The sequence below is a fragment of the Enterococcus sp. C57 genome (assembly GCF_040887305.1).
GTDB classification, from domain to species: domain Bacteria; phylum Bacillota; class Bacilli; order Lactobacillales; family Enterococcaceae; genus Enterococcus_B; species Enterococcus_B hirae.
Genome location: NZ_JBFOFP010000004.1, coordinates 192,823 through 207,696 on the forward strand (window position 1 = coordinate 192,823; position 14,874 = coordinate 207,696).

14 protein-coding genes and 1 riboswitch are annotated in these 14,874 nt (G+C 36.8%); of the genes, 11 read left to right on the forward strand and 3 right to left on the reverse strand.

Annotation, left to right across the window (positions count from 1 at the left end):
- Positions 1–12 precede the first annotated feature (12 nt).
- Both AB5M32_RS06545 and AB5M32_RS06550 read right to left on the reverse strand, forming a co-directional pair.
- A complete protein-coding gene (locus AB5M32_RS06545) occupies positions 13–1,608 on the reverse strand; it encodes an ABC transporter permease subunit (RefSeq protein ID WP_010720364.1) in 1,596 nt (531 codons plus the stop codon).
- A gap of 249 nt (positions 1,609–1,857) precedes the next feature.
- Positions 1,858–2,032: riboswitch (Lysine riboswitch) on the reverse strand.
- A gap of 332 nt (positions 2,033–2,364) precedes the next feature.
- Positions 2,365–2,667: a hypothetical protein gene (locus AB5M32_RS06550; protein ID WP_010736843.1), complete on the reverse strand. Its 303-nt coding sequence runs from the start codon at positions 2,665–2,667 to the stop codon at positions 2,365–2,367.
- A 221-nt stretch (positions 2,668–2,888) separates the two neighbouring features.
- On the opposite strand from AB5M32_RS06550, the gene AB5M32_RS06555 reads away from it, so the two are divergent.
- The 7 genes from AB5M32_RS06555 to AB5M32_RS06585 all read left to right on the forward strand — a co-directional run bounded on the left by AB5M32_RS06555 (position 2,889) and on the right by AB5M32_RS06585 (position 8,721).
- A complete protein-coding gene (locus AB5M32_RS06555; protein WP_010736844.1) occupies positions 2,889–3,614 on the forward strand; it encodes an NAD-dependent protein deacylase in 726 nt (241 codons plus the stop codon).
- The gene (locus tag AB5M32_RS06560) at positions 3,601–4,455 is read left to right on the forward strand and encodes a chorismate mutase (protein WP_223609960.1); all 855 of its coding nucleotides are present in this window, start codon (positions 3,601–3,603) and stop codon (positions 4,453–4,455) included. The genes AB5M32_RS06555 and AB5M32_RS06560 overlap by 14 nt, the downstream gene beginning before the upstream one ends.
- Entirely contained in the window at positions 4,448–4,969 is a 522-nt protein-coding gene (locus AB5M32_RS06565) for a transcription repressor NadR (RefSeq protein WP_034698694.1), read from the forward strand. The genes AB5M32_RS06560 and AB5M32_RS06565 overlap by 8 nt, the downstream gene beginning before the upstream one ends.
- 258 nt (positions 4,970–5,227) lie before the next feature.
- A complete protein-coding gene (locus AB5M32_RS06570; RefSeq protein ID WP_368024370.1) occupies positions 5,228–5,920 on the forward strand; it encodes a hypothetical protein in 693 nt (230 codons plus the stop codon).
- An 80-nt stretch (positions 5,921–6,000) separates the two neighbouring features.
- Positions 6,001–6,951 (forward strand): hypothetical protein, encoded by a 951-nt coding sequence (locus AB5M32_RS06575; protein WP_178286947.1) that lies wholly within the window; start codon positions 6,001–6,003, stop codon positions 6,949–6,951.
- Positions 6,952–7,286: 335 nt separating this feature from the next.
- Positions 7,287–7,577: a hypothetical protein gene (locus AB5M32_RS06580; RefSeq protein ID WP_256736236.1), complete on the forward strand. Its 291-nt coding sequence runs from the start codon at positions 7,287–7,289 to the stop codon at positions 7,575–7,577.
- Between the two features lie 67 nt (positions 7,578–7,644).
- Positions 7,645–8,721 carry a hypothetical protein gene (locus AB5M32_RS06585; protein WP_256736235.1) on the forward strand — a complete coding sequence of 359 codons (1,077 nt, stop codon included), beginning with the start codon at positions 7,645–7,647 and terminating at the stop codon, positions 8,719–8,721.
- A 144-nt stretch (positions 8,722–8,865) separates the two neighbouring features.
- On the opposite strand, the gene def is transcribed toward AB5M32_RS06585, so the two are convergent.
- Positions 8,866–9,429 carry a peptide deformylase gene (gene def, locus AB5M32_RS06590; RefSeq protein ID WP_368024371.1) on the reverse strand — a complete coding sequence of 188 codons (564 nt, stop codon included), beginning with the start codon at positions 9,427–9,429 and terminating at the stop codon, positions 8,866–8,868.
- A gap of 248 nt (positions 9,430–9,677) precedes the next feature.
- On the opposite strand from def, the gene rpsO reads away from it, so the two are divergent.
- From rpsO to AB5M32_RS06610, 4 genes are all read left to right on the forward strand, one after another.
- On the forward strand, positions 9,678–9,947 hold the full coding sequence (gene rpsO, locus AB5M32_RS06595; protein ID WP_010720353.1) for a 30S ribosomal protein S15: 270 nt from the start codon (positions 9,678–9,680) through the stop codon (positions 9,945–9,947).
- Between the two features lie 182 nt (positions 9,948–10,129).
- Positions 10,130–12,253: a polyribonucleotide nucleotidyltransferase gene (gene pnp / locus AB5M32_RS06600; RefSeq protein ID WP_063626433.1), complete on the forward strand. Its 2,124-nt coding sequence runs from the start codon at positions 10,130–10,132 to the stop codon at positions 12,251–12,253.
- A 234-nt stretch (positions 12,254–12,487) separates the two neighbouring features.
- Positions 12,488–12,745, forward strand: coding sequence for a GlsB/YeaQ/YmgE family stress response membrane protein (locus AB5M32_RS06605; protein WP_010720351.1), 258 nt, complete (start codon positions 12,488–12,490; stop codon positions 12,743–12,745).
- 126 nt (positions 12,746–12,871) lie between these two features.
- Positions 12,872–14,866 carry a KUP/HAK/KT family potassium transporter gene (locus AB5M32_RS06610; protein ID WP_306172393.1) on the forward strand — a complete coding sequence of 665 codons (1,995 nt, stop codon included), beginning with the start codon at positions 12,872–12,874 and terminating at the stop codon, positions 14,864–14,866.
- Positions 14,867–14,874 lie beyond the last annotated feature (8 nt).

Below are 14,874 nucleotides of genomic sequence, written 5' to 3' on the forward strand. Positions count from 1 at the left end.
GATTCTTCCTCCTTATTCCTGCAAGTTGGCGTTGTCAACTTCTTCAATTTTTGTATAGGCTGAAGGACCATCGATTTTTTTCTCCACTACACGCAAGATTCTGGTAATCGTAAAGGTCATAACCAAGTAAATGATACCTACGATTGTAAATGTTTGGAAGAATTGGAAGTTTGCTCCTGCAGCAGAGTTCCCTTGGAAGAATAGATCAGCTACACCAATAACACTTAAGACTGCTGTATCTTTGATATTGATAACAAATTCATTCCCGGTCGCAGGTAAGATGTTACGTAAGACCTGAGGAACAACTACTTTTCGCATTGTTTGTCCATGTGTCATACCAATTGCTTGCGCTGCTTCAAATTGTCCTTCATCGACAGCGAAAATACCACCACGGACGATTTCAGTCATATAAGCACCGGTATTGATCGATACAATGAATAAGGCAGCAATTGTACGATCAAGGGAGATTCCAAAGGCTAATGCTAATCCGTAAAAGACGACCATAGCTTGAACCATCATTGGTGTTCCACGGAATATTTCAATATAAATCGATAGTAGTAAATTTGCTAACTTTTGGAAGAAACGTGTCACGGCATTGTCAGACTCAGGAATAGAACGGAAAACACCGATCAACAAGCCTAAGGTAGTTCCAATAACTGTCCCAATCAATGCAATAAATAACGTAAGTCCTGCACCACGAAGGAACATATTCCCATATTGATCCCAAATCGTTTTGAAATCAGTGAACAAACCAGCTTTTTCTCCCTCTGTATTTGTTGAAGCGGGTTGATCTTTGATTGCTTGATCCATAATTTCTGTACGTTCTTTTTGAGAGATACCGCTAAGAATTTGGTTAACTTTTTGGATATCTGGGTCACCTTTACGCATTCCAATAGCGATTTGGACATCTTCAGGATTTGTTTGAAAACCATTCTGACCAGTAAATTCTAACATTTTTAAATCTTTATTGACGCTAGTTGCTGTCACCCCTTCAGGTCGTTCGCTGACATAACCATCAATCATACCTGAAGCAAGAGCGGTACGCATCGCAGAGAAGTTATCCATTGCTTGTTGCTTTTGCACATCAGGAATTTGATCGATGACATTATAATGGAAAGTATTCAATTGAGCAGTAATCTTAGCATTTGATAGATCCGCCAAACTTTTTGCATTGGCATATTTACTATCTTTTTTGACGACTACAACAAGTTGTGATTCATAATAAGGATCGGTAAAATCAATTTCTTTTTTACGTTCTGCTGTGGGGCTCATCCCAGCAATGATCGCATCGATTTTGCCAGATTGTAACGCAGGGGCTAATCCATCCCATTTGGTTTGCATGATGACTAATTTTTTCCCTAATCCATCCGCAACTTTTTTGGCAATTTGGACATCATAACCACCAGCATAGCTTTTTTGACCTTGGATCGGTACAGCGTTGTTGGCATCTGTTTGCTGTGACCAGTTGAAAGGGGCATACCCCGCTTCCATACCTACACGGAACTCATCTGTTGGTGTTTTCTCATCGGCATTCACGAAACTTCCTACAGTGAAGAATGAAAAAATAAATGCCATCAATAGGGTAAGTGTAACTGAACTTTTTTTCATAATCTTTCTCCTTTTCTTTTTACACATACGGCTCGACGATTTCATCAGGAATGAAATGGGCGAAGTTCCGCTTCAGCTAACTTAATTTTACTGTCAGATAGACGTACTTATCAAATTAACTGTTTACGCATAATTTTTTTACGAGCGGTTAAACAAATGCGTTGCAGTAGCTTATCAGGAGAAATAAAAAACGACCGCTTCAAGAATATAAAAGGGTCGCTAACATTTCACAAAAGTGATAAACCTCTCACAAAACATAGCGCAACTTAGCATCACTGCTAAGACAGTCCACAAGCTCTTAACTTGTGTCCCAACGTAAACTTCAAGCAAAGAAGAGTACATTTCGGCGATCTTCCCTAGTCCTGCTTCACGGTGTTTGCTTCACTCCACAGGGTTAATGATTCTCGCGACCTCTACCTCATTGATTGAGGTATCTCGTATTCAGTTATTTATACAAAAAATAGTTTACGATAGACAAAGCACTTTGTCAATCTATAACAGAAGTTTTCTTGTGAAGTATTGATAGCTATAGAGAATTTCTATAATTATACAAAAAATAAGAAAAATGATATTCAAAAAGAGTGAGAGTTGTAAAAGAATAATTATTCATTAAATAAATAAAAATTAGGACACGAATCTATTTAAGTGTCCTAATTCCTACTTATTTATATAAATATAAAGTAAAGCAGTCGAAAAGATGAGCTGCTTAGCAATAGCTGACCCAATCAATCATTTTCGATCCTGGCTTTCTGTATATTATGCTGTTTTACTAACTACTTTTTTTTCACGACCTAAGATTGCTTGAAGAATAATCGTTACGCCATAAATAGCCAATATTAGATAAATCAGACTTGAATATTGAGTGATTCCCCAACCCCATGTTCGGAAAATAACTAAGGTAATCGCTAAAACGATCGCAGCAAGTACATTGAAAAATGCAAATGCCCAAAGATTTCCATTTTCTTTACGAGCAAGGTAAAAAATTGAAAAATAAATACTTAATGCTAACCAGGCGATACAAGCTAAAATCACGCCCCAGTAAATAATGGATGGTACCATACCAACTCACCTCACTTTTGTTCTATATGCTTGGTTTATCGTACTATTAGATAGCAATAGTGATGATCATACCGAAGAATCTAGCAGTATTGTAGCACGTTTTCATTGGTTTGTCAGTCTATATTGTGAGATGTTTCTCAAAAAATGAAATCGTTTGAATAAAAAGTACGATCAATCAATAAACGAAAGATAGATGTATAATAAGAGAGAGGTGAAAGGAAATGAAAAAAGTAACCGTTGAAGAAGCGGTAGCAACAATAGCCACTAGTTCAAAAATCACTTTCCTAACTGGCGCTGGGGTATCAACGCCTTCTGGTATTCCCGACTATCGATCGTTAAAAGGAATCTATCATGGATTGGAACAACCCGAATACCTTCTAAGTCATGAAGCAATGAACAATGAGCCACAAAAATTTTATTCATTTGTGAAAAAAATCTATCATCCAACAGCAAGACCAAATATTATTCACTTAGAAATGGCAAAGTTAGCCTCAAAAAAGCAAGTTTGGGTAGTTTCCCAAAATATCGATGGATTACATGAAAAAGCGGGAAGTCCAAAACTTGTGAATTTTCACGGAAATCTTTATCATTGCTATTGTAGGAAATGTGGGAACACCGTTTCTTGGGAAACCTATTTACAAACAGATCAACATGCAACATGTGGGGGACAAATTCGACCAGATATCGTGTTGTATGGGGAGGGATTTAATGATGAAGTCATAGAGCGAGCAACATCGGCTGTTCAACAAGCAGAGTTGATCGTCATCGTCGGAACGAGTTTTCAAGTACACCCGTTTTGTGACTTAATCCAATTTCGTAATACGAAGTCTCAAATCTTAGTAATCAACCAAGAGCCAATCCAGTTAGACCAAGAATATGATTTTCTGCAAACGGACGGTGCTATAGTATTTGAAAAATTATCAAAAGGAGCAAATTATGACCATTAGAACAGAAAAAGAAAAAATGATTGCTGGCGAATTATATTTTGCTAATGATCCGGAATTGGTAGCGGATCGTCAATACGCAAGAAGCCAAAGTACGATCATCAACCAAGCAGAAACAGCAGAGCTACGTTCTCAATTACTAAAAGAAACCTTTGGAAAAACGGGAGAAAAAATCTACATGGAGCCAACGATCAATTTTGATTATGGTTACAATATTCGTGTAGGTGAAAACTTCTATGCGAACTACAACTGTACATTTTTAGATGTAAGTACGATCGAAATCGGCGACAATTGCATGTTTGCTCCAAATGTTCAACTTTATACAGCCACTCATCCACTTCATCCAGTGAAAAGAAATAGTGGCTTAGAATATGCGAAACCAATCAAAATTGGTCATAATGTCTGGCTTGGTGGTGGTGTGATCGTTACGCCAGGTGTTACGTTAGGAAACAATGTCGTAGTTGGAGCGGGTTCTGTTGTAACTAAATCTTTTCCTGATAATGTAGTGATTGCAGGTAATCCTGCTCGAGTAATCAAAAAAATATTAGAAGATCAACAACCAGAAAAACTTGAAGACTTACGTCAAACAATCGATCAGATTGATCAACAAATCGTCAAATTACTAGAAAAACGTATGGACACGGTAACGAAAATTGGCGAAACCAAACAAGCATCGAAAAAAGCAGTCTATGACGAAAAAAGGGAGCAAGAAGTATTAGAAAAAATCGCTAGTCGGTTAGAAAATACGAAATATAAAGAAACGATCACAGCGACATATATCGATCTTATGAAACATTCTCGTGATTATCAAAATGAATTGAATGGGGAGAAAGTGGATGATTGATGGAGAAGCACGGCGCAAAGAGATTCTGCATACCCTGGCAAATGAAGAAAAACCGGTCAGTGCCAGCAAATTCGCTTCACGGTTTCAAGTGAGCCGTCAAATCATTGTCGGAGATATTGCGTTGTTGAGAGCATCAGGTGCGACTATTATTGCAACGGCAAGAGGTTACGTTCTTGAAACCAATGAAACACAGAACGGCTTAGTGAGCAAGATTGCTGTCCAACATGGTCGTGAGCAAACAGAAGAAGAGTTGCGCTTGATCGTTGAAGCTGGTGGCGAAGTTTTAGATGTCATTGTAGAACATCCCTTATATGGTGAGTTGACAGGCATGCTTCATATCCAAACAACTCAAGAAATTGAATTGTTTATGAAACGCTATAAAAAAAGTAATGCTACGTTGTTATCTGAGCTGACCGATGGGATTCATCTGCATACCATCCGTTATCCAGATACTAATGTGTTGAGAACGATTAAGCAACAGTTGATAAAAGCAGGAATTCTCTACGAAGGCTAATGAAGAGCAGAGTAGTCTGGGATGAATATTTAAGAACATTAAATAATAAATAACTGGTATGATTTGTCCATTTATGAATCGTACCAGTTATTTTATTTTTTTGAAAAAATAAGCGTTCGACTATTTTATTTATAAATTACAATGATATGGAATATGAATAATTCAAGCACTATTCTTCTACATAATAAAATAATAGTGGGAACCAAGTTTAGCAATAGATGTTTTTAATACATACTAAAGTAAAGGGAGTTAAACCAAATGGATAAATTCACTAGCAAAACAGTACAAGGAAATGGTGAAAAGGCTAAAGTCACAGCAAACATCCAAGAAAACGCAGAAGTGAAAGACCAAAAAGAAGTAAATTCCAATATGCCTTTTATCCAGCAAAATATAGAAGAAATTTTCACTTTACAATGGGGAATTCAAGAAGTAGAACAAAAATTAGAACAAAAATTAGAACAAAGATTAGAACAAGAATTAGAACAAAGATTAGAACAAAGATTAGAACAAGAATTAGCAGCAAAACAAAGCTTCATTAGCCTCTGTAAAAAAAATCAGAATCAGAATATTGAGGAAATTAGTAACAAATTCAACGAGTTAAACAAAACAAGTGGAATAGTCAATCCAATTCCGACTTTCATCAATCAAAAGTTAGAAGAAACTTTCCTATTGAACAAGCGTATTCTGGAAATACATGACACAACAGAAATAGATAGTAAGTCAAAGAAATCAATGATTGAGAACTTAGAAAATTCGAAGGATAAGCTTATGGATCAATTAATTAAGGAAGTTAGCGAAGAATTCAACAAATTAACAAAAGAACAATCAAAACAGACATTAAGAAGCATGAAAGAAATACAAAAGGTAAAAAACACAAGACAAAATCCTTTATCTAAAAGGGCAAACCATTTCTCACGACAAGCAGAACCAGATCAAAAGAAGTCAAGATAGTAATATAAGTTGCAATAACATTGAATATGAATTATTCAGGTACTATTTTTCTACATACTAAAGTAAAGGAGCTAAAACAAATGGATAAATCAACTAGCGAAACAGTTCAAGGAGATAGTGAAAAGGCTAAAGTCACAGCAAACATCCAAGAAAACATAGAAGGAATTTTTATATTTGACGAAGTGATTCGAGAAACTCAAGAAATGGTAAGAACAAAGGAACTGATAAGATCAGGAGAATCACTGATTGCGATCTTAATAAATCGAAAGGAACAGTATATTAAGGAAAATAGCAGAAACCTCAACGAATCAAAAAAAGAACAAACACAACAGGCATCAAGTAACATGAAAGAAATGAAAAAGGTAAGAAATACAAATAAAAAGCCTTCATTGCTAAAGGTAATGTTCAATAAACTAATGAGAAGGTCAAAAAATAAGGACAAAAAAGAAGTAAATTCCCCAAATAATCCAATAGAACCAAGTGGAATTGAAAATACGTCTTTACTCAAACAAAAGATAGGAGAAATTTTCATATTTGACGAAGTGATTCGAGAAACTCAAGGAAAGGAACTGACAGAATCAGGAAAAAAAGTGAGTGAGTACGTAAAAAATCAGAAGAATCAGCTTATTGAGGAAATGAGCAAAGAATTCAATGAATCAGACAAGGCAAGTGGAATCGAAAACCCCGTTTCGTCTTTAATCAATCAAAAATTAGAAGAAAATTTTGAGGCGAATCAATTCGTTCAAAAATACGAAAAAGATGTAAGCACACATACTTCCGCAATGGTACTATCGATTAAGTTATTAAAAAATAAGAAGTATGCTATTGAGGAAACTATTGGAAAAATCAACGAATTAAAAAAACAACCACAACAGACATTAAAAAGCATGGAAGAGGTACAACAGGTAAAAAATACAAGACAAAATCCTTTATCTAAAAGGGCAAACTCTTCACCACAAAAAGCAGAACCAGATCCAAAGAAGTCCAAGATAATGCAACAAGTAGGCCAACCGGATCAAAGTCGGTCATGATATCTGAAATGGTTAAGGTAAGATCGTTACACTAAGAGAATAATATTGTAGTACAAGAGTTTACGTACTTGAAACTAATGAAACAAAGAACGGCTTAGCGAGGAAAAGAGTTGCCTGGGCTGAATATATAAGAACATTAAATAATAAATAACTGGTATGATTTATCCATTTACGAATCGTACCAGTTATTTTATTTTTGGGAAAAAGAAGGAAGAAACTAGTTTCATTTTCTAAGTAAAATGGGACAATAGGAAGTTTTGTAGCTGAATTTGTTTTTTGATACTACTTCTTACAGAAGCATTCGTGACATAAATAAAATATAGGAGTTGAAGCGCATGATAGGATGGATCTGTCAGTTTGAAGATGTGATTCGCTTTTTGGATGATGAAATTAGCGTAAATTTAAAGCAAGCTAACTTACGAATAGCAACATTCAATGCATGTTCAAATAAAAATCAGACTGAAATAAGCCTCCTAAATAAAGGGGAGGATGCTCAATCTAAGCTAATAAAAGAACAATCTCAACGCTTGTCTATGAAAAATTATGTACAGAAAGATATTAGTTATCTATCGAAAGAAAAGCTTGCTGAATATGCAAATATAGCAGAACAGCGAATCATCGAATGAAAGACAAAGAATTCTGGAGATAAAGTACTGGAACAACAAACTAGTTTTTGGAAGGAGTACAATAAAGTTGCTATCTGAATTAAAGAGTATTGAAATGTTGGAAAAGCGGAAAAGAAATATAATAGAATTCCCCTTTTTATACGAACAAAGAACCGTTGAACAAACGATCAGTTGGATCGATGACCACTGGGGATCGTTTTTCGATAGAAGTGAGCGTACAAAGAATCTCTTAAAAAAAAATCTTACCATTTGTCAAGAGGATCTAGAATTTAGAGCACAAGCAGATAAGCTACAATTTGAGATAAATCAACGACCTGTTTCAGAAATAAATGCGTTTTTAAGAGCAGTGGCAGAACGAATAGTTAAAATACAAACAAAACTACAAGAAATCGAATTAAACTCTTCTGAATATGACTGGCGGGACCCATATTCTGCAAAAGAAGAATTAGAGAAGTGGAAAAGTTTCGTGGTGGAAATATACAAGTCGCAGGCTGTTCTGATACAACCTGATCTATATGATAAAAATACAGTTGAGGATAAAATAAAACAATTGCCGAGTAATAATGCCACGCTCTTTAATTTGATGGCTAGAAAAAGATGCGAGAAAGATCTTGCGTTACGATCTGAAGCAGAAACAATAATTGAAAATATAAAATGCAAAAATACTCCAGAAATAGTACATATATTAAAAAAAATAGAAGGTCAAATTGAAAAAATTAAAGTTGGGATCAATAAATTAAAAGTATCAAATTCTGAATTAGAGACAGAAATTACTAAAAATCAATTAATGCAAGAAGATGAGCCAATAGGAGAACGCAAAGATCAATTAAAAATCTTGACTCAGCAACTTCGTGCTCAGCGAGAGAATCAATGCTATGCGCAACAGAACGGAGAACAACAGTTAGACAAATGGATGGAAATGATTGGTGAAATAAAACGTTGGGCAAAAACAAACAAGATAGACCTATTGGAGTTGGAAAAGAATCTGACGTTAAGCCCATCTCCAGAGAATCTAGGGCAGAAAAAGATAGTAGAAGGCACAACTAGAGCGGGAGGTAAACTTGAACGACAAGAAGAAAAATTGGGAGAAAATAGACATAATAAAGACAGAAACCAGTTTAATGGACAACGAACACATCGCTGATTCTTAGTAATATAAAAAAGGAGTGGGGCTCCCCACGTCAAAAAGCAACATCTTCGAAAAAATGAGTAGCGATTTCCGAAGATGTTGCTTTTTAGTTCAATTTCTTACGAGTCATTTAGATTGAAATACAACTTTCAATCATTTTTATTCAATCACCAATACGCCTTCTTTAAGGGCAAATGGATTCTTTTCGTTGATATGGTCGTAGAACATCACGCCGTTGATATGATCAATTTCGTGTTGGACAACGATTGCCTCATAATTTTTCAAGCGGATTTTATGTTTCTCGCCATTCATATCTGTATAAGAAACCGTGATCTTAGCGTGGCGGACTACGTAGCCAGGTATTTCTCGGTCAACAGATAAACAGCCTTCTCCTTCGCCAAGGCAAGCATCTTGAACTGAGTGACTAAGGATTTTTGGATTATACATTACCGTACTTAGCGTGGGTTCTGTTACTTCTGGATCAGGGCTTGGCACGTGTACAGCAATGATGCGTTTAGAAATATCTAGTTGAGGAGCAGCTAAACCAACCCCTCCACGTAAGTTTAATTCTTCCGCTTTGATTGGATCTTGGCTATTTTTCAGGAATTCGAGCATTTCTTTTCCTAGGTCGATATTTTCTTTGCTTAATGGGAGAGCAACTTCTTCAGCTACTTCCCGCAAAGTAGGATTTCCTTCACGGATGATATTATCCATTGTGATCATGGAATATGTACCCCTTTCTTTTTAGACAGTTATACGTCTATTTTCGCATTATAGTTTAACATAAAATTTAAAAAGTAGGAGAAAGTTTGTTTAAAAACTAAATTTTCTTAATGATTCTTCACTTGATTTCTCCCGTAGATTCAGGTAAAGTATAGCTGTATGCGTAAGGCATATCGCCTGTTACTTGGTTAAGCGAATCACCAACGTTTTACTCAGTCACAGGGGAATAATCGAAAGAGGTGAAAGAAATGGCAATTTCAAAAGAACGTAAAAATGAAATCATCAAAGACTATGCACGCCATGAAGGGGATACTGGTTCTCCAGAAGTACAAATCGCTGTATTAACGGAAGAAATCAACCACTTGAATGAACATGCACGTATGCATAAAAAAGATCATCATTCATACCGTGGCCTAATGAAAAAAGTTGGTCACCGTCGTAACTTGTTAGCTTACCTACGTAAGACTGATGTACAACGTTACCGCGAATTGATCAAACGCTTAGGTCTACGCCGTTAATTTTGACAAAAAGAGTGGGGTTCAAATGAATCTCACTTTTTTTACTGTAATACCTAATACAACCATTCTCGAAAAAAGCATGATAGACTCCTACTAACCAAATGAAAGCTGGATAAGCGACGTTTGGCGGTTTTCATTTGTTTAGTAGCGTCTTGCTTTCACGAGAAAGAAAAGGAGTAATTATGTCAGAAAAACAAATATTCAAAACGACATGGGGAGGCCGTCCCTTACAAATCGAAGTCGGTCAATTAGCAAAACAAGCGAACGGAGCAGTTTTAGTTCGCTATGGAGATACTGTAGTTTTAAGTGCGGCAGTTGCTTCAAAAGAAGCAAAAGATACTGACTTCTTCCCGTTGACGATCAACTATGAAGAAAAGATGTATGCTGCCGGTAAAATTCCTGGAGGATTTATCAAGCGTGAAGGTCGTCCAAGTACAGAAGCAACTTTAACGGCTCGCTTGATCGACCGTCCGATCCGCCCAATGTTTGCGGATGGCTTCCGTAACGAAGTTCAAGTAACCAACATCGTGATGAGTGTTGAAACAGATTGTTCACCTGCGATGGCTGCAATGCTAGGTTCTTCTTTAGCATTATCAATTTCAGATATTCCATTTGATGGACCAATTGCTGGTGTCGAAGTCGGCCGTGTGAATGGCGAATATGTCTTGAATCCAACAGTTGAACAAGCAGAACAAACAGATATTGAACTAAGTGTTGCAGGTACAAAACAAGCAATCAACATGGTTGAAAGTGGTGCGAAAGAAGTTTCTGAAGAAGATATGCTTGGAGCATTACTATTTGGTTTTGATGCAATCAAAGAATTAGTTGCTTTCCAAGAAGAAATCGTCCAAGCTGTCGGCAAAGAGAAAATGGAAGTTTCTTTGTTACAAGTAGATGCAGATTTGAAAAAAGAAATCTTTGATGCTTCTTATGCTACGATGAAAACGGCTGTTATGACAGAAGAAAAACTAGCTCGTGAAGACAATATCGAACAAGTAAAAATCGATATTCGCGAAGCTTATGCCGAAAAATTTATCGGGCATGAAGAGGAAGATCAATTACTAAAAGAAGTAAAACAAATTACTGAGGACTTAGAAAAAGATGTAGTTCGTGAATTGATCACGATCGACAAGATTCGTCCTGATGGGCGTAAATTGGACGAAATCCGTCCACTAGCTTCAGAAGTAAGCTTGTTGCCACGGGTGCATGGTTCAGGTTTGTTTACTCGAGGACAAACTCAAGCATTATCTGCTTGTACCCTTGCGCCACTAGGTGAACACCAAATTATTGATGGACTGGGAGTAGAAGTTAGCAAACGATTCATCCACCATTACAACTTCCCACAATTTTCTGTTGGTTCAACAGGGCGTGCGGGATCACCTGGTCGTCGTGAAATCGGACATGGTGCTTTAGGCGAACGTGCGCTAGCACAAGTGATTCCTTCAGAAGAAGATTTCCCTTATACAATCCGTTTAGTGGCAGAAGTTTTAGAATCGAATGGTTCTTCTTCACAAGCAAGTATCTGTGCTGGGACATTAGCATTGATGGATGCCGGTGTACCAATCAAAGCACCAGTTGCAGGGATTGCAATGGGACTTGTTTCAGATGGCGAAAACTATACGATTTTAACAGATATCCAAGGATTAGAAGATCATCTGGGAGATATGGACTTTAAAGTGGCTGGAACTAAAGATGGGATAACTGCTCTACAAATGGATATTAAGATCCAAGGAATTACGGAACAAATCCTAAAAGAAGCGCTAGCCCAAGCAAAACAAGCACGTATGGAAATCTTAGAAGAATTGACTTCAACGATTGCAGCACCTCGTGAAGAATTAAGCCCATATGCACCGAAAATCGAAATGATCCAAATCGACCCTGCGAAGATCAAAGATGTGATCGGTAAAGGTGGCGACACAATCAATGGTATCATTGAAGAAACTGGTGTGAAAATCGATATCGATCAAGATGGTAAAGTAAGTATTGCTTCATCTGATAAAGAAATGATCCAAAAAGCAATCAAGATCATTGAAGACTTAACCAAAGAAGTAAAAGTCGGTGAGGTTTATCTAGGAAAAGTAGTTCGTATTGAAAAATTTGGTGCTTTCGTTAACTTGATCAAAGGAAAAGACGGATTGGTTCACATCTCTCAACTTTCAAATGACCGTGTCAATAAAGTAGAAGATGTAGTCAAATTGGGTGATGAAGTCCTTGTCAAAGTAACTGAGATTGACAAACAAGGTCGCGTAAATCTTTCTAGAAAAGCGATGTTAACAGAAGATGGTTCTGAAAAAGAAACAAAATAATCGTTTAAGCGATAAAATAGCAAAAAGAGTAATCTGAGGGTTGAAATGCCTACGTCAGTGAAAAATACTTGTTTTTGCTACATTGAAAAAGAAGGAGTGAGACAATGTCTTACTCCTTCTTTTTATAGCTAAAATCCCTCTGGAAAGTTTACTTGGATAAAAGCTATTCATAATCTTTGGTCTAATTTTCAAAATAACGTAAAATAAAGGTGTATTTTTTAAGGAGGGAACGAGATGCTTTATTTTTTTCTGACTTTGATCGTTGGTGGCGTTTTAGGTCTGTTCGCTGGATTGATCTTAAATGAGGATGTACCTGGCGGTGTCACTGGAAATGTAGTGATCGGCTTTTTAGGAAGTTGGTTAGGAGAATTTGTTCTTGGTGAATTAGGTCCCTCGATCAAAGGATTCTACCTCATCCCTTCATTGCTAGGAGCTCTTTTTTGTCTCGGTGTGTATTCATTTTTAGCAGACTATATCCGTCGACATTACTAAATGAAATCTTGTATAATGATTTGACACTTCGTAGGGGTCTCTAGTTAAGTAAATCACATGAAATAAAAGATCAATGATTTGTGAAGAAAATACGATAGTGAACGAAAGTAGAAAAGAGGGGGACAATTGACAACAAAACACAACACTAAAAAAATTTCAATGGCTGGTCTATTAGTTGCGATGGGCGTAGTTTACGGAGATATTGGAACGAGTCCACTATATGTAATGAAGGCCATCGTAGAAGATAACGGAGGACTACGAGGTATCAATCCTGAATTTGTCCTTGGTTCGGTGTCATTGATTTTTTGGACACTAACATTACTTACCACAATCAAGTATGTGGTGATTGCGTTAAATGCCGATAACCACGGTGAAGGTGGGATTTTTTCTTTATATACACTGGTCAGGAAAGGGAGCAAATACTTGATCATTCCGGCAATGATCGGTGGAGCTGCTTTACTTGCTGACGGTGTATTGACCCCAGCAGTGACTGTCACGACAGCAATTGAGGGGTTAAGAGGTATCCCACAATTTTTTGATCGATTCGGTAACAATCAAAATATTATTGTCATTATTACATTAGTCATCATTTTCATATTATTTATGGTTCAACGATTCGGTACCGAGATAGTAGGAAAAGCGTTTGGTCCGATCATGTTATTATGGTTTACTTTTTTAGGTGTGATGGGTTTAATAAATTTCAGCCAAGACTGGACGGTAATCCGAGCGTTGAACCCCTACTACGCGATTCGCCTACTTTTTAGTCCAGACAATCGATTAGGTCTCTTTATTTTAGGAAACATCTTTCTGGCTACGACAGGGGCGGAAGCATTGTATTCTGACTTGGGGCATGTGGGGAAATTAAATATCCGTTTAAGTTGGCCTTACGTTAAACTTTGCTTAGTATTGAATTACTTCGGACAAGCGGCTTGGTTACTGAATATTTATCAAAATCAAGAGGTGCAACAAATCAATAATCTCAATCCATTTTTCCAAATGTTACCTAAAGGTTGGTTGATTATTGGCGTTGGGTTTGCTACGATCGCTGCGGTCATTGCTTCACAGGCTTTGATTACTGGATCATTTACATTGGTATCAGAGGCGATTAAGTTAAAACTCTTACCACGCTTGAAAATCATGTATCCAGGAAACAGTATCGGTCAGATGTATATTCCCGCGGTTAATTTGATTTTATGGTTGGCTTGTTCGTTGATCGTGGTTACTTTCCGAACATCACATCATATGGAAGCAGCCTATGGACTTTCAATTACTGTCACGATGTTGATGACGACGGTACTTCTTTATTTCTATTTGATCCAAAGCAACTATTCCAAATGGTTCGCCTGGATTGTGTCTTTCTTTTTTGGTGCGATCGAGATCATCTTTTTCATCTCAAGTATCGTGAAGTTTTTCCACGGAGGGTTTGTTGCGGTGTTGATGGCGATCATTATTTTAGCTGTCATGTTCATTTGGGAACAAGGAAATATCATTCGTGAGTCTGCTGCGGAAGATGTGGCATTAAAAGATTACATTCCACAATTAGCGGAATTAAGAGATGATCACTCATTGCCACTTTATCAAACTAATGTGGTGTTCTTAGTACCAGATATGGCCGAAGGAAAAGTTGGTAGACAATTTGTCTACTCGATTCTGGACAAACGACCAAAAAGAGCACGTGTATATTGGTTCGTACATGTGGAAGTGACGGATGAACCTTATACGAAAGAATACCAAATCGATATGATGGATACTGATTTTGTCGTACAAGTGAATCTCTTCTTAGGATTCAGAGTACAACAAGAAATCAATGTCTATGTTCGTCAAATCATTCATGATTTGATGAAACAAGGAAGATTACCAAAACAACCGCAGACTTACTCGTTAACTCCGGGAAGAGAAGTCGGTGATTTCCAATTTATCTTGATTGATGAAGTGATCTCAAATGTGACGACTCTCAGCAAATGGGAACGACAAATCATGCAAGCAAAACTTGCAATTAAAAAAATTGCGACCACGCCAGAAACTTGGTTTGGTTTAGAGTATAGTGAAGTAAAGCATGAAACAGTACCATTACTAATTGGTGTAACAAGAAAAACGTGGTTAAAAGAACGGAAAAATTAAACTTTAGC

Bases quoted from the DNA above. Each gene is read 5' to 3' on its own strand.
- AB5M32_RS06545 (WP_010720364.1), bottom strand. From the start codon at position 1,608: ATGAAAAAAAGTTCAGTTACACTTACCCTATTGATGGCATTTATTTTT.
- AB5M32_RS06550 (WP_010736843.1), bottom strand. From the start codon at position 2,667: ATGGTACCATCCATTATTTACTGGGGCGTGATTTTAGCTTGTATCGCC.
- AB5M32_RS06555 (WP_010736844.1), top strand. From the start codon at position 2,889: ATGAAAAAAGTAACCGTTGAAGAAGCGGTAGCAACAATAGCCACTAGT.
- AB5M32_RS06565 (WP_034698694.1), top strand. From the start codon at position 4,448: ATGATTGATGGAGAAGCACGGCGCAAAGAGATTCTGCATACCCTGGCA.
- AB5M32_RS06570 (WP_368024370.1), top strand. From the start codon at position 5,228: ATGGATAAATTCACTAGCAAAACAGTACAAGGAAATGGTGAAAAGGCT.
- AB5M32_RS06575 (WP_178286947.1), top strand. From the start codon at position 6,001: ATGGATAAATCAACTAGCGAAACAGTTCAAGGAGATAGTGAAAAGGCT.
- AB5M32_RS06580 (WP_256736236.1), top strand. From the start codon at position 7,287: ATGATAGGATGGATCTGTCAGTTTGAAGATGTGATTCGCTTTTTGGAT.
- def (WP_368024371.1), bottom strand. From the start codon at position 9,429: ATGATCACAATGGATAATATCATCCGTGAAGGAAATCCTACTTTGCGG.
- rpsO (WP_010720353.1), top strand. From the start codon at position 9,678: ATGGCAATTTCAAAAGAACGTAAAAATGAAATCATCAAAGACTATGCA.
- pnp (WP_063626433.1), top strand. From the start codon at position 10,130: ATGTCAGAAAAACAAATATTCAAAACGACATGGGGAGGCCGTCCCTTA.
- AB5M32_RS06605 (WP_010720351.1), top strand. From the start codon at position 12,488: ATGCTTTATTTTTTTCTGACTTTGATCGTTGGTGGCGTTTTAGGTCTG.